Origin of the sequence: Kiloniella sp. EL199 (assembly GCF_900313065.1) — a bacterium.
Taxonomy (GTDB): Bacteria; Pseudomonadota; Alphaproteobacteria; order Kiloniellales; family Kiloniellaceae; genus Kiloniella.
Window position 1 is genome coordinate 349,965 of the sequence record NZ_OMPU01000004.1, and the last position, 18,636, is coordinate 368,600.

The window sequence follows — 18,636 nt, forward strand, 5'->3', positions numbered from 1 at the left end:
CAAACTGCGCCTTCTTATAATTAATTAAACAACAGGGAAAAGGAAACGGACCATGACAACAGATCTGGCTGCTTTCGCTAAAGAAAAAAATATAAAGTACTTCATGATTTCATTTACTGACCTTTTTGGCGGACAAAGAGCTAAGTTGGTACCAGCACAAGCAATCACGGACATGCAAAAAGACGGTGCCGGTTTTGCAGGATTTGCAACTTGGCTAGACATGACCCCTGCTCATCCTGATATGCTTGCTGTCCCTGATCCGTCTTCGGTAATCCAGCTCCCTTGGAACCCTGAAGTCGCTTGGGTTGCCGGTAACTGCGTTATGGAAGAACAGGATGTTGCGCAAGCTCCGAGAAATGTACTCAGAAACCTTATTGCAGAAGCTGCAAAGGAAGGCATGCATGTCAAAACAGGTATTGAAGCAGAATTTTTCCTGTTAACACCGGAAGGTGACGAAATTTCCGATCCCTATGATACTGCGGCAAAACCCTGTTACGATCAACAAGCCGTGATGCGCAGATATGATGTCGTAAAAGAAATATGTGATTACATGCTTGATATGGGATGGGGGCCTTATCAAAACGATCATGAGGATGCAAACGGTCAGTTCGAAATGAATTGGGATTTTGATGATGCCCTCATTACAGCTGACAAGCACAGCTTTTTTAAATTCATGACAAAATCTATAGCCGAAAAACATGGATTTAGGGCAACATTTATGCCCAAACCAATAGAAGGCTTAACCGGCAACGGTTGTCATGCTCATATATCTGTCTGGGATGCGCCAGGTGCAGATGCAAGCACAAATATTTTTGCAGATAACAGTAAAGAACTTGGTTTGTCTGACAAAGGTCGTACTTTTCTTGGCGGCATCATGAGACACGCAAGTGCTTTGGCAGCGATAACAAACCCGACAGTTAACAGCTATAAACGTATAAATGCACCTCGCACAATTTCCGGCGCAACCTGGGCACCCAATACTGTGACATGGACAGGAAATAACCGTACGCACATGGTTCGTGTCCCCGGACCAGGTCGTTTTGAACTTCGTCTTCCGGATGGAGCCGTCAATCCCTATTTGTTACAAGCAATCATCATTGCTGCAGGTGTGGATGGCGTGCGCACAAATGCTGACCCTGGTAAACGCTGGGATATTGATATGTATGCCGAAGGACATAAGATAACGGGAGCGCCAAAGTTACCATTGAATATGCTTGATGCTCTCAGAGAATACGATAAGGACGAAGCACTTAAGGAAATTATGGGTAATGAATTTTCAAATGCTTATTTAAAATTGAAACACCAAGAATGGAATTCTTTTGTTTCTCATTTTTCTAAATGGGAAAAAGACAATACACTTGATATATAAGCATTAAAAAAACCCGCGGTAATCATTATGTTATGATTACCGCGGTTTTTTTTATCTTCACAGCTATGAATCTTTTCATTTCTTTACCTTTTACAGATCAAAGTTATTTGGTCTTCAGTTGCCCCCAATCATCAAGATCATTAACTAATAACAAACAAATCTGCCGGAAAGTTTTACGTAACTTGTCAATTTCAATTCCTTCCAGTCTGTTTTGTGACAAAGCGTAATCCATGCATGTAAGCCAATCCTCTGCGTCTTGCTCAGATATCGGAATATGTGCATGCATTAACTTAACATCCATATGTCCATACTTTTCTTCGTAATAACGCCTGCCTCCCAAAAAGCCGGATAAAAAATTAAATTGCTCGGTACGAACATGATCCAAGCCGTGTCCGCGCAAATGTAATTTACGTAATTTTTCTCCTTCAGGGATCGTTTCAATTAAATCATAAAAGTCGTTTACTAATTTCCGTAGTGATTTTTCCCCGCCAATAAAATCAATCATTTTTTGTGACATGTCTTAATCCTTAAGCATATTCTCTAATAATGCTTCTCAACAAAACTATAGGTTATAAGAAATAAATTCATGTTTCTCAACGGGAATATTTTTGCACTAAAAAGAATATATTACTATAGTAATGTTTAAACCGCATTTTCTTAAATATGTATCCGCCAAAAGGATTGGGTTCTTTGTCACTCACACTTGGGTTATTAGCTGCACTTGCCTGGGGAATACATGATGTATGTGTACGTTATGTTAGCCAAAAAACGAATATTTTCCCTGCTTTTCTGACAGTTTTGATCATCGGAACAATTTTTACACTTCCCATAGCTTTAATAATGGGAAATTGGAAAGGGATGACAAATCTCGGATACTATTTCAGTATTGTGTCTGGTATTTTTTATGCGATCGGAGGGATAAGTCTCTACATGGCATTCTCCATTGGTCCGGTACGCATAGCTGCGCCCATAATAGGTGCTTACCCTATAATATCAGTTGGTTGGGCTTCTTTAACCGGAGAATCTGTGTCACTTCATGAATGGGCTGCTGTATTCATAATAGTCACAGGGGTATCGTTGGTGACAAAATTATCAGACAAGGCAGATAAAGAAAAAACTCAAAAGCAACAAATATTCTGGGCGTTTTTATCCTGTTTCTTCTTTGGAGCAACTTTTGCAGCAGGACAGCTGGCAACTCGGCATGGAGGAGAATTCCCTGTAATTCTAATAGCCCGCATCACCTCTGTCACAGTCATATTACTTATAGCACTCTCAATGCAAAAGAGCTTGAAACTCCACTTTAGGCAAATGCCTATACTCGCCTCTATGGGATTTTTAGATGCCCTTGCTCTTGGGTTAGTCACCGCAGCTGGCACATTGCCTTATCCAGAATACGCCGCCATCACATCATCTCTTTTTGGTATGTTAACAGTTATACTGGCTTGGGCATTTTTAAAAGAAACAATGACTCTTGCACAATGGTGCAGCGTTATTCTCGTTTTTACAGGAGTAGGTATTCTCGGATACTAAAACAGAATGAATTTTCTTATATTTTTAAATCGGTATATAAAACAAAAAAATGGGGCTAGAAAACTAACCCCATTTTGAATTTCACCGGATTTTATCAAATTAAAATAACCCTTCGATATTCCCCATATCATTTAACATGATTGCTTCTGCACTTGGAATTCGCGGCAAGCCAGGCATCGTCATGATCTCACCACAAATAACAACGATAAAGCCAGCACCCGCAGATAACCTTACTTCACGAATAGGAACACTGTGCCCTGTTGGTGCACCTCTCAGATTTGGATCGGTAGAGAAACTATATTGTGTTTTGGCCATACAAATAGGCAAGTGCCCAAATCCTGCTTCCTCCCACTGATGTAGTTGATCACGGATTTTTTTATCTGCGATAACTTCATCTGCGCGATAAATTCGTTTAGCTATTGCATCCATTTTCTCAAACAAGGGTAAATCATCGGAATATAGTGGACTAAATTGAGAAACATCACTATCAGCAATTTCTGCTACCCGTGTCGCCAACTCCTCAATGCCTGCTGATCCAAGTTCCCAGTGACGGCACAGAATTGCTTCTGATCCTTGTGTCGCAACATAGTCTTTGACTGCCTGAACCTCAGAATCAGTGTCTGTTACAAAATGATTTATTGCCACAACAACAGGAACCCCGAAAGATTTAAGATTCCCAATATGACGACCAAGGTTTTCGCATCCTCGTTTAACCGCGCTAACATTTTCGACTGCCAAGTCAGCTTTTGAAACTCCTCCGTTCATTTTCATAGCGCGGACTGTCGCAACTAAAACAACACAATCAGGCGAGATGCCAGCTTTTCGGCATTTTATATTCATGAACTTTTCTGCACCAAGGTCAGCACCAAACCCAGCTTCGGTTACCACATAATCAGCAAGTTTGAGCGCCGTTGATGTCGCAATAACACTGTTACATCCATGTGCAATATTGGCAAACGGCCCTCCATGAACAAAGGCCGGATTATTCTCCAATGTTTGCACAAGGTTTGGTTGCATTGCATCTTTCAGCAATACAGTCATAGCCCCGTCAGCTTTAACATCACGACAGTAAACAGGAGAACGATCCCTGCGATAGGCAACAATTATATTGCCCAATCGTTCTTGCAAATCTTCAAGGCTCGTTGCCAAACACAAAATCGCCATGACTTCTGATGCAACAGTAATATCAAACCCGGTTTGCCTTGGGAATCCATTTGCAACACCGCCAAGGCTGGTTACAACGTCTCTTAACACACGATCATTCATATCCAGAACTCTACGCCAAGTTACGCGACGTTCATCTATTTTGAGCTCATTACCCCAATAAATATGATTATCAATCATAGCACTCAAAAGATTATGAGCACTGGTAATCGCGTGGAAATCTCCCGTAAAATGAAGATTCATATCCTCCATGGGAACTACTTGTGCATATCCTCCTCCTGCAGCTCCGCCTTTCATTCCAAAGCATGGCCCAAGAGATGCTTCTCTAATGCAGATTGCCGCTTTTTTACCTATACGGTTTAACCCGTCACCAAGCCCTACTGTTGTGGTCGTTTTGCCTTCTCCTGCCGGTGTTGGATTAATTGCTGTCACAAGAACAAGTTTGCCATTTTTCTTGTTCTTAACAGAATCAATAAACTCCTGACTTACTTTTGCTTTATCGTGTCCATAGGGTAAGAGATGTTCACTTTTAATGCCTAATTTTTCACCTATTTCCTGCACAGGGCGCTTTTGCGCTTCTCGTGCAATTTCAATATCACTCTTGTATGACATGTGTCGTCTCCCATTAATCCACTGTTAAAGCTCGGGTTACCTGCCCTTACAGGCAATAAGAAGTAGAATTGAGCAATTAATAAATTATATTCCTATTAGGAAATATTTATTACACACAGTCAATGATTAATCTATACCACAGAAATTAATTTAAAAATCATAGGTAGTTTTGAGCAAATTCGAATGCTTTCGCGCTTTAGCTAGGATTTATATTCAAGCATCTCGGGAATGATTGAGCTGATCTCTTGGGTTCACAACACCCCCGTCGCTGTTTAAATCTGAAAGAGTTTGTTTATTGGTTACAGGGCACAGAACATGCGTTGGAAACTCTTAGGAGCGTGCTTTACTCGCAACTTAATTCTTTTTACCGCATAGATCAGGTGAATTTAACCGATTGTGAGACAATAAAAAATAGAGCATATTTCTTGACCACAGCTTTTAACACAACGAAGCCTCTAAACGATCTCAATACGAATAAAATCCAGTGGCATGGTTCTCCCTAGAACAATGTATTATATTAATAGCTTGTTTTACATTGACAGGAATTTTCAGATCACAAATTTTATAACTTATCAAAACTGGAGAACACTATGCCTTTAGAGGTGGCTTATTCACCACTTCTCATTATCAGCTCTTTGGCTGTTGCCATAATGGGGGCCTTTACGGCTCTGCGTTTAACGTCGAACCTGCGCAACCTTGATGCTGGAAAAAGAAAGGCACGGGTAACCCAAGGGGCTTTGGCATTAGGTACTGGTATCTGGTCAATGCATTTTACAGGCATGCTTGCTGTAGAACTTCCCATTACTATCAGTTACGATCCCCTTCGGACGCTGGCATCTGCCCTTATTGCTGTGTTAGTAGTCGGTATCGCTCTCCTCTCTTTGCATTTTGGGATCAGAACCAAGACAAGAATCGCTATTGCCGGAACCATTACTGGTTTAGGCATCGTTGGCATGCACTATCTTGGTATGAGCGCAATCTCGGCCAACTGTATCGTAACCTATAGTCCTACTGGTATTATTTTAGCGATAGGCATTGGTATTGCCAGTTCAATTGCTGCCATAGAACTGGCTTATGGTAATCGTTCACTTCTAAGTATATCAGCCGGCTCCGTTGTCCTCGGTCTCGCGATCTCGGCAATGCACTACTCTGCTATGTACTTTACCGTCTTTAGTCTGAGTACCGATTTAACACCAATCTCCCCAAACCTTCTAGATAACGACCGCCTGGCACTCGTCATCGTATTGTCATCTTTTGTCATTTCGGGTCTGTTTCTTTTACTCGCCATTCCCGGTGGCAAGACAGTAAATCAAACGAATAATATTCCAGAAAAAGTAATAAAAAGCCTGACCACAGAGAACACCATTACAGCAGAACTCAATAACAGTGTGATACAGCAAGATGAAATCAAGATTCCTTACGAACAGAATAAAATTCAACGCCTCTTGTCTGCAAAGGATATCCATGTAGTTAAGGCTGATGGGCACTATACTCTGATAAACGATGGGTCAGAAGATCTTTTTTGCCCGTGGTCCATATCCCGTTTGGAAAAACACCTTAACCCTGAGAATTTTATCCGTACCCATCGAAGTTTTATCGTTAACAGAAAACAGATCATCGGGTTTCGTCGTGATGGCGATAAAGCTTATTGCATTATCGGAAACCAACTTGCTTTGGAAATTCCTGTCAGCCGAACCAAGATAACTGAACTTAGAAAGATTATTGAGGAGGCTTAACGAAATCATTACGTGCATTTCGTGCAAAATAATCGCATTTCGTGCAGAATTGCCGAAACCTGCGGGTTACCACTCTCTCCTCTTCCGAATAGATGCTTACCCTGTTTAAAAAATAAATGGCCCTCGAAAATCATGAGGCCAGTCAAACAGGAGAGAAGTATGATACCTGGTTCTTTCGAGTACCATCGGCCATCATCCCTTAGCGACGCCATTGGATTATTATCCTCTTATGGGAACGAAGCCATGGTTGTCGCCGGGGGACACAGTTTAATCCCCATGATGAAGCTGCGCATGGCAATGCCAGGACATCTGGTCGATCTTCAAGATATTCAGACCCTGAAAAGCATTTCTATTAAGGACGATGAGATCATCTTGGGGGCGATGGTGACTCAGGCTGAAATCATTGGTTCTGATGACCTCGCTAAATTTTGCCCGCTTCTTCAAGAAGTCGCGATTCAAATCGCGGACCCCCAAGTTCGTTACCTCGGTACAATTGGAGGTAATATTGCAAACGGTGATCCTGCGAATGATATGCCTGCCGTGATGCAAACGCTTGATGCGGCCTTGATCCTTACTGGCCCCAATGGTTCAAAGGAAGTACCTGCAAGACGTTTCTATCACGGTGCTTATGACACAGAACGTAAAGAAGGTGAAATCCTCAGCGCTATTAAAATTCCCGTGCCAACAGCAGGACATGGGTATGCTTATGAGAAGCAAAAACGCAAAATAGGTGATTACGCGACTGCAGCCGCAGCTGTTGTTATTGCCATGTCGAACGGAATTTGTACTTCAGCATCCATTGGATTAACAAACCTGTCTGAAACTCCCCTCTGGGCCGAAAAATCCGCATCCATATTAATTGGAACAGATCTCAATAAAGAAGCGGTCAAAGCCGCATCTGCAATAGCCAAAGCCATTAGCAATCCCGCTGAAGATGGAAGAGGTCCCGCAGAATTTCGGACTCATGTTGCCGGAATTATGGTCGAGCGTGCCATTGCCAAAGCACATAGTCGGGCACAATAAGCCTTCAAAGGGATGGAGAAGATAAATTGTCAAAAATAAACGTAAAAATGATCATTAACGGTCAAGAGATCGAAACATCGGCAGACCCGAGAACATTGTTAATCCATTTCCTCCGGGAAAATCAAGGCCTCACCGGTTCACACATTGGTTGTGATACCAGCCACTGTGGTGCTTGTACTATCGATATGGACGGTAAATCAGTTAAATCCTGTACTCTTTTTGTTGGGCAGGCTGATGGAAGCGATATAAAAACCATTGAGGGTATTGCACATCCAGATGGAACATTACATGCGATTCAGGAAGCATTCCGACAGAACCACGGGCTGCAATGCGGCTTCTGTACCCCGGGAATGATCACGCGTGCGTACCGTTTGCTACAGGAGAATCCCACCCCAACAGAAGAAGAAATTCGTTATGGAATTTCGGGGAACCTATGTCGCTGCACAGGATACCAGAACATTGTGAAGTCTGTCATGGCAGCCAGCAGAGAACTGTCTATGAAGGAGGCGGCAGAATAATATGAATGCACAATCTCCAATTTCAAGAAAAGATCGCATCAATAAACTTCAGGGTCTGGGTTGTTCACGCAAGCGTGTAGAAGACGCCCGTTTCACTCAGGGCAAAGGTAATTATGTCGATGACATCAAACTTCCGGGAATGCTCTTTGGCGACTTTGTGCGTAGCCCCTACGGACATGCCCGTATTATCTCCATAGATAAAGAAGCCGCTTTGGCTGTCCCTGGAGTGGTAGCTGTGCTCACTGCGGATGATTTAAAACCGCTAAATCTTCATTATATGCCCACACTGGCAGGTGATGTGCAGGCTGTACTCGCCGATGAAAAAGTACTTTTTCAAAACCAGGAAGTCGCTTTTGTTATCGCCAAAGATCGTTATGCAGCGGCAGATGCCGTTGAGTTGGTTGATGTTGAATATGAAGAACTTCCCGTCATTAACGATGCTTTCAAGGCACTTGATGAAGATGCCCCTCTTCTTAGAGAAGACATCAAAGACAAGATGGAAGGTGCGCACGGCCGAAGAAAACATCACAATCATATCTTTCTGTGGGAAGAAGGAGATAAAGCAGCAACAGAGCAGGCTTTGGACAGTTCTGAAATTATTGCAGAAGAACTTATTACCTATCAAAGAGTCCATCCTTGTCCACTTGAAACTTGTGGCTGTGTAGCATCCATGGACAAGATCAACGGAAAGCTTACTCTCTGGGGAACCTTTCAGGCTCCTCATGCGGTACGTACCGTAGCTTCCTTGATCACCGAAATACCTGAACACAATATTCGTGTCATTTCCCCTGATATTGGCGGGGGCTTTGGCAACAAGGTTGGGGTTTATCCTGGATATATCTGTTCAGCTGTAGCCTCTATTGTCACCGGACAACCTGTGAAGTGGGTTGAAGATCGTATTGAGAACTTAACGTCAACAGCCTTTGCCCGTGACTATCATATGACAGGGAAAATTGCCTCAACTAGGGATGGTAAAATCACAGGTCTCTGGGTTCATGTTCTTGCAGATCATGGCGCATTTGATGCTTGTGCAGATCCGACAAAATTCCCGGCCGGTTTCTTTCATATCTGCACAGGTTCCTACGATATTCCGGTTGCTTACGTTGGCGTAGATGGGGTCTATACCAACAAAGCCCCGGGCGGGGTAGCCTATCGCTGCTCCTTCAGAGTTACCGAAGCCGCCTATCTCATAGAACGTATGATTGATGTCCTGGCGCGGAAACTTGATATAGACCCGGCTAAACTAAGAATGAAGAACTTTATCAAGAAAGAACAATTCCCTTATCAATCAGCACTTGGGTGGGAATATGATTCAGGGGATTACCATACCGCCATGGAAAAAGGCATGGCCGCCGTGAACTATCCGCAACTACGCCAGGAACAAGCCAATAACCGAGTAGCATTTGAACGTGGAGAAACCCGTAAATTGATGGGGATAGGCCTTGCCTTCTTCACCGAAATTGTCGGTGCAGGGCCAGTGAAGAACTGTGACATTCTTGGTCTTGGTATGTTTGACTCCTGTGAAATTCGTATCCACCCAACCGGATCAGCCATTGCCAGACTGGGCACCATATCCCAAGGCCAGGGGCATGCAACTACTTTCGCACAAATTCTGGCCTCTGAAATTGGCATCCCTGCTGCTGACATAACATTGGAAGAAGGTGATACAGATACAGCTCCATATGGCCTAGGAACCTATGGGTCCCGTTCTACACCTGTTGCCGGTGCGGCCACAGCAATGGCAGGTCGAAAGATCCGCGCAAAAGCTCAAATGATTGCTGCCTACCTGCTTGAAGTTCATGAAGGTGATCTGGAATGGGATGTGGATCGTTTCCAAGTTAAAGGTAACCCTGAAGCACATAAAACCATGAAAGAGATCGCCTTTGCAGCCTACAATCAAGCAATTCCAGGCTTGGAACCCGGTCTTGAAGCAGTTTCCTACTATGACCCACCAAACATGACCTATCCCTTTGGCGCGTACATCTGTGTGGTTGATGTCGATGTTGACACAGGTGTTGTCGATATCCGCAAATTCTATGCGCTGGATGATTGCGGTACACGTATCAATCCCATGATAATTGAAGGACAGGTCCACGGAGGACTGACCGAAGCTTTAGCTATCGCCATGGGACAGGATATTTCCTATGACGAGATCGGTAACGTCAAAGGTGCCAGCTTGATGGATTTCTATCTTCCTACAGCAGTCGAGACACCAGTATGGGAAACCGATCATACTGAAACACCTAGTCCTCACCATCCAATTGGCGCTAAAGGTGTTGGTGAAAGCCCAAATGTCGGCGGCGTACCTGCTTTTTCTAACGCAGTTAATGATGCCTTTGCGCATAAAGGTCTGATGCACACCCAAATGCCACATGACCATTGGCGTGTATGGAAAACAGCACAACGTCTGGGCTTAACGGGCTAATGCATAGGTAACAGAGGTTCAGTTTCAAGCCTCAGACACCAGGTCGATTAAACGAGAAGTCTGATGTATCAAACAATTAAAACTCGCTTATCAGGCGTTGGCTATATTGCAGATGACAGCCTTACGACTGCCATTGAATTAGCTCTGGACTTAGCACGCCCCTTGCTACTTGAAGGCGAAGCGGGTGTAGGTAAGACGGAGGTAGCAAAGTCACTTGCAAAAATACTCGATACAAACCTCATTCGTCTGCAATGTTACGAGGGATTAGATGTCGCCAATGCAATCTATGAATGGAACTATCAAAAACAGCTTCTTGCAATAAAAATATCTGAGAGCCGATCTTCACCGGCAGAAGGAATAGAAGATCAAATTTTCTCTGAAAAATACCTCCTGACACGCCCATTATTACAAGCTGTCCGTCAAGAAAATCCACCCGTATTGCTCATAGATGAAATCGACCGGGCAGATATGGAATTCGAAGCTTATCTCCTTGAGATACTATCCGATTACCAGATTACCGTCCCTGAACTCGGCACCATAAAAGCGACCTCTGTCCCCCATGTTATACTCACCTCTAACGGTACAAGAGAACTGTCTGATGCCCTCAGACGAAGATGCCTTTATTCTTACGTGGATTTTCCAGAACCGGAAATTGAACGGGAAATAATCTTGGCTCGACTTCCTGAAATTGAAATTCAACTGGCAGATCAGATTGCGCGATTTGTATCCGGGTTGCGTAGAGAGGACCTTGAAAAACTCCCAGGCATGGCGGAAACTCTGGACTGGGCACATGCGCTCTATGGCATGAAAATCACCTCTATAGATCAGGATTTTGGTAAACTGCAACAAACGCTTATTTGCCTCCTCAAGACAGAGCGTGATTTAAAATCTGTTACACCTGAAGTAACCAGCCGTCTAGCTGGTAAGGCGGCATAGATGGTAAAGGCAGGCTCAACAGGCCCTTTGGATAACGTACAAGGCTTTGTCTCTCATCTAAGATCCAATGGCTTTTCTCTTGGACAGAAAGAAACCGAGCAAGCCTTGAATGTATTGATAAACACCAACGGGAATCTGGCAAGAGACAGGAATAGACTTAAAGCTCTTTTCACAGGCAATCATGATCAGTGGAGCAGTTTTGACAATCTTTTTGAAGCTTTCTGGTTTCGTCGAGGAAAAAAGAGAAATACTTGGCAACATAACACCAAGACTTCAGAGAAATCCTGTAAACTCCCCGAAGTCTGGTCTGATCACTTAAACGAAGAAACTAACGGACAAGAGAACGCAACTCCTCAGATCGAAACAAACGTTCATGAACACAACGATGGAGAAGAGAAAAACCAGGTAGCCACTGGCAGGCTTATAGCAACCAAACACACTGCAAGGACCAAAACGGACCTAAGGCAATTTGTTGACCCGGAAGAAATCGCAGAAGCTGAAAAACTGGCTTACAATCTGGCCAAAGCCATTCAACATAAACTATCTCGTCGACGCCGATTGGACAAACGCGGGAGATGGCTGGATTTTCGCAGGACGATCAGATCAAACGTGCGCTACGGAGGAGATCTCATCGATATTAAAAAACAGCGTATTCCTGAACGACCGGTCAAAATAGTTGTGCTTCTGGATGTATCGGGATCAATGCAACACTACAGTCGCTTTTTCCTTCAGTTTGTTAAGGGTCTGGTCTGTCAATGGCTAGAAAGTGATGCATTCCTCTTTCACACCAAACTCATTCGTGTGACGGATACTATTCGCGATAATAACACTACACGAGCGATGACCAAGCTTTCTTTAATGGCAGAGGGTTTCGGTGGCGGGACAAAACTCGGTGAATGTTTGAAAGTTTTTAATGCCACTTATGCAAAGAAAACACTGACATCAAGGACCACAGTGATAATCCTGAGCGACGGGTACGAAGTAGGCTCAGCAGAGAACCTTAAAACTGAACTTCAACAATTGAAAAAAAGAGCAAAGAGGCTCATCTGGCTCAATCCACTCTTGGGTTGGGAGAACTACGCCCCAGTTACCGCAGCCATGCAAGCCGCATTACCGCATATAGATCATTTTGCAGCAGCAAACACACTTGTATCCCTTGCTGCAATTGAACCAGAACTTGCTCGTCTCTAGAGGAAAAAATCATGACCGCTTCTGACACAACTCTGGATCTCATCGAAAACTTGAGAAAACAAGGAAAATCCTTCTGCATCGCAACCATCCTTCGAACAGAAAACACTACTTCTGCCAGACCCGGTGCAAAAGCAGTAATCACCACTGACGGGGATCTCTTTGGTTTTGTCGGGGGTGGATGTGTTACCAGTGCCGTCAAAAGAGGTGCTCAGGAAGTTATCAGTGATGGTTACCCTAAAATGATCAGGATAAAACCACGGAAAGATGTACGATCAGAAATCGATGTGGATGGCATACAACTGCATAAATCAAGTTGCCCATCTGGCGGTACTATTGAGGTGTTTTTGGAACCTATGCGTGCGCCCAAAAACCTGTTCATTCTAGGCGCATCTCCAATCGCACAGGCTTTACTCCCTTTAGCAAAAGGATTGGGATACCAAACCACCGTTATCTGCTCGGTAGATGATAAAGACAAGATACTTGGAGCTGCTTCGTATCTAACAGATTTCAACCTCCCCCAACTCAATTCAAGTGACGCTGTTATCGTCGCCACACAAGGTAAGCGTGATCTGGATGCATTGAGAGCCATGTCTGTATCTGAGGCCGGTTATAAGGGAATGGTATGTAGTCGGAAAAAGATCGCTACACTAAATAAGAAACTCTTTGCAGAAACCGGGAAATATCAAACATCTGTCGCAGATTTACATGCACCGGCTGGCCTCAACATTGGTGCCATCGAGCCAGAAGAAATCGCCCTTTCTGTTATCAGTGAAATTGTCTCTGTTCAAAGACTGGGGAACAGTAACAAACAGTCATCCATGCTTTTGCAACAGGTAACAGCCTGATATGTACAGATCTGATAAAAAAGAGATTAATCATCATCATCGGGGCACTGGCATTGAGATAATCCTTCTTGCGGCTGGCTTATCGCAAAGGATGGGAAAGAAAAATAAACTTTTAATGCCTTTCTTGGGCAAACCTATAATTCGCCACGTAGCAGAACAGCTATTAATCTCTGAGATCGGCTCTGTGACAGTCATTACCGGTCATGAACGTGATTATGTAGAGCAAACGCTTTCTGATTTACCACTCCATCTCAACTTTAATCCTGGCTACAAAACCGGACAAATGGCTTCAGTAAATTTTGGTCTTCATTCTCTCAGAGAATACGCTTCGGGCGTTATGATCGCTTTGGGGGACATGCCAAGCCTTACTGCTATGGATTACAAATCCATCGTCCAGGGTTTCCGTCAACAGGATGAACAGAAAATAACAATCCCCTGTTTTGAAGGTCAACGTGGTAACCCGATTATACTACCCAGAAAGTTAATAGGTAAAATTCTGTTCGGTTCTATAAATGCTGGTTGTAAAAAGCTAATCGAAGAACACCCGGAAAAGGTGCATCAACTCGAAGTAAATGCGTCTTGCCACATACGGGATATAGATACACCCCAAGATTACGTTACCCACCAACAATCAGTAATTTTCCCGGCCTGTTGTTAAGAGGAGTTGTTTTGGAGCTTAAAGACGAACAAAAAATCATTGCGCCCCGTGAAGAAGTATATGCGGCGCTTAATGATCCAGAAATTCTACAAAAATGTATCCCTGGATGTGAGGTTCTTGAAAAGATATCTGACACAGAAATGACCGCAATAATCATCCTTAAGATCGGACCTTTAAAAGTCAAAATGAAAGGAGTTGTAGAGCTTTCCAATTTGAAGCCACCTGAAAGCTATACAATCACAGGGGAAGGCAAAGGAGGTCCTTCAGGATTTGCCAAGGGTGGCGCAGACATCGACTTGGTCGAAGAAACAGATGGCACTCTTCTGAAATATAATGTGAAGATAGATATTGGCGGTAAAATTGCTCAGCTAGGTACTCGTTTGATTGACTCAACAGCTCAAAAACTTGCAAGACAATTCTTTGATAAGTTTAATGAATTGCTTTCAACAGCTGTAAAGGATGTCAATACAGCTGCACCAGAAACATCGTTACTCTCCGACAGTTATTCTCAACCAGAAAGCAATTCTAAAAACAGGCTATGGATATATGTATGTGCAGTTGTCTTAATTATCGCTGGTTATGCAGTATTCATAAACACCTGATCTAAGTAATACTCAGACTATTTTCTCATTTTGTTAGCAGTAATTTAAGATATCTATGTGATTGTACTCTCTCTGTTTAACATCTTGTGAATTAGTATTTTGTAAAGTGATAGGATAGAGGATCTATATTGAGCATCACAAAATGCAATGCCTTGATAAAAAATCTGTTTCCAGCACTTATGCTGTTTCTTGTAAGCAGTATTTATTTTGGATATCTCTATCTGCATCCAACAGACAATGTCAAACAGTTAGCCGTGTTATTTCCCCCTCAGCAATCATTTGAAGAAACGCTGAAAGCATTAGATGTTGTCGATGCACGATTAGTCAGGATCGGATATTGGGACAATCTTCTCATTGTCGATCTAGGAGAAACGATACCCTTATCATCCGTAAAAATACCCAGTGCGCTCCTATTGCTGGACTCAGTGACAACCGGGGGATGTTTCTTTACCAGAACCTAAGGCAACGCAACTTAAAAATTCAAACAATGCAAAATCGAGTTAGAGCTATGAACGAACTAGATATTATCCGATCCCGAGCGGCAAAAATGTTCATCATATTTATTTTTGCCCATGTGATAATAACTCCCTTTGTGGCAATAGTCTTGGAAACATCCTTCGTTGATGCAACTATAATATCTGTTATAATTGCTTGTGCTGTTGGCCTGACATGTAAATTTTCTGGTATTAACTCCACAGCGACCCACTACATTATTGCTGTCGGTTTAAGCTTGATGCCGGCAATCATGACTTATCTCTTCCGCGGACATCCCTGGCAAATTGACATTCACATGTATTTCTTTGCCAGTTTGGCCATGGTGACAGCCCTCTGTAATTGGCGCGCTATCGTAATCGCCGCTGGAACGGTTGCCATTCATCATTTGGTATTGAACTTTCTAATGCCTCTGGCAATCTTTCCAGCAGGTGCCGATTTATTCAGAGTTATTTTACATGCTGTAATAGTTATAGGCGAAACTGTTGTATTACTTTGGCTTGCCTTGAAATTGGAAAATGCCTTCAAAATTGCCGCAGAAGCTCTTGCTGAGGCAACTTCTGCACAAAAAGAAATTGAGAAAACCAGGCAAGAACAATTGACCGCTGAACGCAGTGCAAAGGAAAAGACCAATGAAGCCCGAATTCAAATGGCCAACGACTTTGAGGATTCAATAGGAAAAATCATCTCCTCCCTTTCAGGCTCAGCCGATGGTATGTGCTCCATTGCTGAAAGCATGTCCAGTGCGGCCACACAATCATCAAGCCAAACGTCTGTTGTTGCTCGTGCCGCCGAAGAAGCTTCCAGTAACGTACAATCCGTTGCTGCGGCAACCGAAGAGCTATCCGCTTCGATCAATGAAATATCATCCCAGGTACAGCGCTCTGCCGATATAGCAAGTAATGCCGTTGATGAAACATCAAAAACCAATGAAAAAGTTGAAGGTCTGGCAAACGCCGCCGATAAAATTGGCGAGGTCGTCAAACTCATCAATGATATTGCAGAGCAAACCAACTTACTTGCTTTGAACGCAACAATTGAAGCCGCCCGTGCAGGAGAAGCAGGTAAAGGCTTTGCGGTCGTAGCCTCTGAAGTTAAATCACTGGCCAGTCAAACAGCCAAAGCCACAGAAGACATTTCTTTACACATTAATTCCATTCAATCCGAAACCAGGGATGCCGTTGAGGCAATCCAAAGTATCTCTGGGACTATCACCTCCATTCACGAAGTATCCACTGCGATTGCATCGGCTGTTGAAGAACAGGGCGCTGCAACTTCAGAGATTACGAGTTCTGTACAACAAGCTGCCAGCGGAGCTGATCAAGTCACCGAGAATATAATACAAATAAGAGAAACAGCAGATTCTACAGGGTCTGCCGCACACAAAGTTCAGAATTCAGCCTCAAATCTTGCTGATGAGGCTGGGCAGTTAAAAAGCCAAGTCAAAGATTTTATTGGGAAAATTCGTGTAGGAAACTCCTGACTAATACATTGCCAAATGACCGGGTTTCACATTTTGTAGAGTTTTTGATCCCTATATGGGTATAGGGTGTTTTTGTGTTTTTTATAAGCAACTAGCAACTGTATCCACAGGATCGCCACGAACACATTATCGCCTATGTTGAGGAGGTCATAGCCGCTGCGCAGCAATAAGGCGCTTCAAATACCGCCCTTTTTAACGACAGTGCATCTGCCTTGTAGAAGAATTGGTAGAGACACTCCAAAGGCACTTGCCAATTTAGCACTGACACCAAACTCTCTATATAAAAACCACGCATCCAAAGGTAATAAGGTCAAGTGTTGGGCATTAATACATGAATATCTGTAGTAAAATAAGAATTTCGGTTAAGTAATCCCCCTCCCCACCCCTCAGAGCAGAAAATCCCCGCCAGTTTTCTCCGCCGAGGCTTTTATATTGGTTGCGGGGGCACACAACCACCGAGAAATTGGTTCCATAATTCAACTTCTTAATCACATGTTTACTACCATGCCTTTAAAAATAAGAGTGTTATTAAACAACTCACACAGGCATGGCTTCCTTGGCTAAGAAAGAAAAGATCCTTCTTATTGAAGATGCGTTACCCATGGCACGTATCTATATGGAATATATGGCGAACGAGCCTTATGACATAACCCATGTAGATACGGGTAAAAAAGCCTTTGCAGCTATTAAGGAGAGCGTGCCGGATGCTATTATTCTGGATATGAAACTCCCTGATATGGATGGCATGGAGATATTAGGTTATCTCCAGGAAAACGCTATTCCATCCAGTGTTGTTGTTATTACGGCAAATGCCTCTATTTCCGTTGCTGTTCAGGCTATGCAGGCCGGAGCTTCGGATTTTATTGTAAAGCCCTTCAATGCGGATCGTTTGATTTACACCTTACGCAATGCATTGGAACACCAAGACCTCGTCAAAATTGTTGGAAGCCTTAAACAGAAATACAGCAAGGGGAATTATTGCCGTTTTATTGGCTCTTCAATGGCAATGAAAGCCGTTTACCAAACCATTGATAACGCCGCGACCAGTAAGGCCTCCGTCTTTATCACCGGTGCATCCGGCACAGGTAAAGAACTTTGTGCGGAAGCCCTGCACAGCCAAAGCCCACGGCAAAAAGCCAAGTTCATTGCCTTGAACTGTGCTGCTATTCCAAAAGACTTGATGGAATCAGAAATCTTCGGACACGTAAAAGGTGCCTTTACCGGAGCTGCTCAGGAAAGAGAGGGTGCAGCGAAACTGGCTGATGGTGGAACCCTCTTTCTCGATGAAATCTGCGAAATGGATATCCAGCTTCAGGCCAAAATCCTTCGTCTTATTCAAAGCGGCACCTTTCAAAAAGTCGGTTCTAGCGATGAAGAAAAAGTCGATATCAGATTTGTTTGTGCTACCAATAGAGTTCCCTGGGAAGAAGTCCAAGCTGGCCGGTTTAGAGAAGACCTTTACTACCGCCTTCACGTTATTCCCATCCACCTCCCCTCGCTCTATGAACGAGACGGTGATGCCCTGGAGATTGCCAAAAGCTTCCTGAAGAACTTTACCGAAGAAGAAGGTAAGGCTTTTAAAGGTTTCTCTCCTGAAGTTGAAAAATACATAGGCGACTACAGCTGGCCCGGAAATGTACGTGAACTTCAAAATGTTGTCCGAAATGCCATCGTCTTAAATGATGGCGAAGAATTAACGCTCGATATGTTACCTCAATCACCAGGGCTACAGGGAACGACACCTCCTCATGTAACTGGTATAGCTCCCTCTTCTCCTCAGCCAATACCCAGTGCACAACCTGAGCATTCAAATATCACTCCCATTCCCTCTCCGATGCAGGAGAACTCATCTTCTGTAGGAACAATCAATACAGAAATTCGCCCGATGTGGATGATAGAAACAGAGATGATAATTGCCGCCTTGGAACAGACCGATGGCAGCGTTCCTAAGGCTTCAGCACTTTTAGAGATAAGTGCCTCAACAATTTACCGAAGATTGAAAGAGAAAAAAGAAGCTGAAAAGCAAGAAGCTCAACAATAAACGGTAAAAAA

General features: G+C 43.5%; 16 protein-coding genes. 14 read left to right on the top strand and 2 right to left on the bottom strand.

Annotation, left to right across the window (positions count from 1 at the left end; all coding sequences use genetic code 11):
- Positions 1 to 52 precede the first annotated feature (52 nt).
- Positions 53 to 1,369 carry a type III glutamate--ammonia ligase gene (gene glnT, locus D9A03_RS02225; RefSeq protein ID WP_120495604.1) on the top strand — a complete coding sequence of 439 codons (1,317 nt, stop codon included), beginning with the start codon at positions 53 to 55 and terminating at the stop codon, positions 1,367 to 1,369.
- A 103-nt stretch (positions 1,370 to 1,472) separates the two neighbouring features.
- On the opposite strand, the gene D9A03_RS02230 is transcribed toward glnT, so the two are convergent.
- Entirely contained in the window at positions 1,473 to 1,886 is a 414-nt protein-coding gene (locus D9A03_RS02230; protein ID WP_120495605.1) for a group II truncated hemoglobin, read from the bottom strand.
- Between the two features lie 173 nt (positions 1,887 to 2,059).
- Between D9A03_RS02230 and D9A03_RS02235 the strand changes: the two genes are divergently transcribed.
- Entirely contained in the window at positions 2,060 to 2,899 is an 840-nt protein-coding gene (locus tag D9A03_RS02235; RefSeq protein WP_162937929.1) for a DMT family transporter, read from the top strand.
- A 99-nt stretch (positions 2,900 to 2,998) separates the two neighbouring features.
- Here the strand turns inward: D9A03_RS02235 and D9A03_RS02240 are convergent, their stop codons facing one another.
- Positions 2,999 to 4,675: a formate--tetrahydrofolate ligase gene (locus tag D9A03_RS02240; RefSeq protein WP_120495607.1), complete on the bottom strand. Its 1,677-nt coding sequence runs from the start codon at positions 4,673 to 4,675 to the stop codon at positions 2,999 to 3,001.
- A 590-nt stretch (positions 4,676 to 5,265) separates the two neighbouring features.
- Between D9A03_RS02240 and D9A03_RS02245 the strand changes: the two genes are divergently transcribed.
- From D9A03_RS02245 to D9A03_RS02300, 12 genes are all read left to right on the top strand, one after another.
- Positions 5,266 to 6,411, top strand: coding sequence for an MHYT domain-containing protein (locus tag D9A03_RS02245; protein ID WP_120495608.1), 1,146 nt, complete (start codon positions 5,266 to 5,268; stop codon positions 6,409 to 6,411).
- A gap of 159 nt (positions 6,412 to 6,570) precedes the next feature.
- Positions 6,571 to 7,434, top strand: coding sequence for a xanthine dehydrogenase family protein subunit M (locus tag D9A03_RS02250; RefSeq protein ID WP_120495609.1), 864 nt, complete (start codon positions 6,571 to 6,573; stop codon positions 7,432 to 7,434).
- Between the two features lie 47 nt (positions 7,435 to 7,481).
- A complete protein-coding gene (locus tag D9A03_RS02255) occupies positions 7,482 to 7,952 on the top strand; it encodes a (2Fe-2S)-binding protein (RefSeq protein ID WP_305778169.1) in 471 nt (156 codons plus the stop codon).
- A gap of 1 nt (position 7,953) precedes the next feature.
- On the top strand, positions 7,954 to 10,377 hold the full coding sequence (locus D9A03_RS02260; RefSeq protein ID WP_120495611.1) for an aerobic carbon-monoxide dehydrogenase large subunit: 2,424 nt from the start codon (positions 7,954 to 7,956) through the stop codon (positions 10,375 to 10,377).
- Between the two features lie 63 nt (positions 10,378 to 10,440).
- Positions 10,441 to 11,313, top strand: coding sequence for a MoxR family ATPase (locus tag D9A03_RS02265; RefSeq protein ID WP_120495612.1), 873 nt, complete (start codon positions 10,441 to 10,443; stop codon positions 11,311 to 11,313).
- Positions 11,314 to 12,504 carry a VWA domain-containing protein gene (locus D9A03_RS02270; protein ID WP_120495613.1) on the top strand — a complete coding sequence of 397 codons (1,191 nt, stop codon included), beginning with the start codon at positions 11,314 to 11,316 and terminating at the stop codon, positions 12,502 to 12,504. It abuts the gene before it with no gap.
- Positions 12,505 to 12,515: 11 nt separating this feature from the next.
- The gene (locus tag D9A03_RS02275) at positions 12,516 to 13,349 is read left to right on the top strand and encodes an XdhC family protein (RefSeq protein ID WP_120495614.1); all 834 of its coding nucleotides are present in this window, start codon (positions 12,516 to 12,518) and stop codon (positions 13,347 to 13,349) included.
- Between the two features lies 1 nt (position 13,350).
- Positions 13,351 to 14,007, top strand: a complete 657-nt coding sequence (locus tag D9A03_RS02280; protein ID WP_120495615.1) for an NTP transferase domain-containing protein — start codon at positions 13,351 to 13,353, stop codon at positions 14,005 to 14,007.
- 11 nt (positions 14,008 to 14,018) lie between these two features.
- Entirely contained in the window at positions 14,019 to 14,609 is a 591-nt protein-coding gene (locus D9A03_RS02285) for a carbon monoxide dehydrogenase subunit G (RefSeq protein ID WP_120495616.1), read from the top strand.
- A 128-nt stretch (positions 14,610 to 14,737) separates the two neighbouring features.
- Entirely contained in the window at positions 14,738 to 15,070 is a 333-nt protein-coding gene (locus tag D9A03_RS02290) for a hypothetical protein (RefSeq protein WP_120495617.1), read from the top strand.
- Positions 15,071 to 15,117: 47 nt separating this feature from the next.
- Positions 15,118 to 16,584 (top strand): methyl-accepting chemotaxis protein, encoded by a 1,467-nt coding sequence (locus D9A03_RS02295; protein WP_162937930.1) that lies wholly within the window; start codon positions 15,118 to 15,120, stop codon positions 16,582 to 16,584.
- Between the two features lie 547 nt (positions 16,585 to 17,131).
- Positions 17,132 to 18,625 (top strand): sigma-54 dependent transcriptional regulator, encoded by a 1,494-nt coding sequence (locus D9A03_RS02300; RefSeq protein ID WP_120495619.1) that lies wholly within the window; start codon positions 17,132 to 17,134, stop codon positions 18,623 to 18,625.
- Positions 18,626 to 18,636 lie beyond the last annotated feature (11 nt).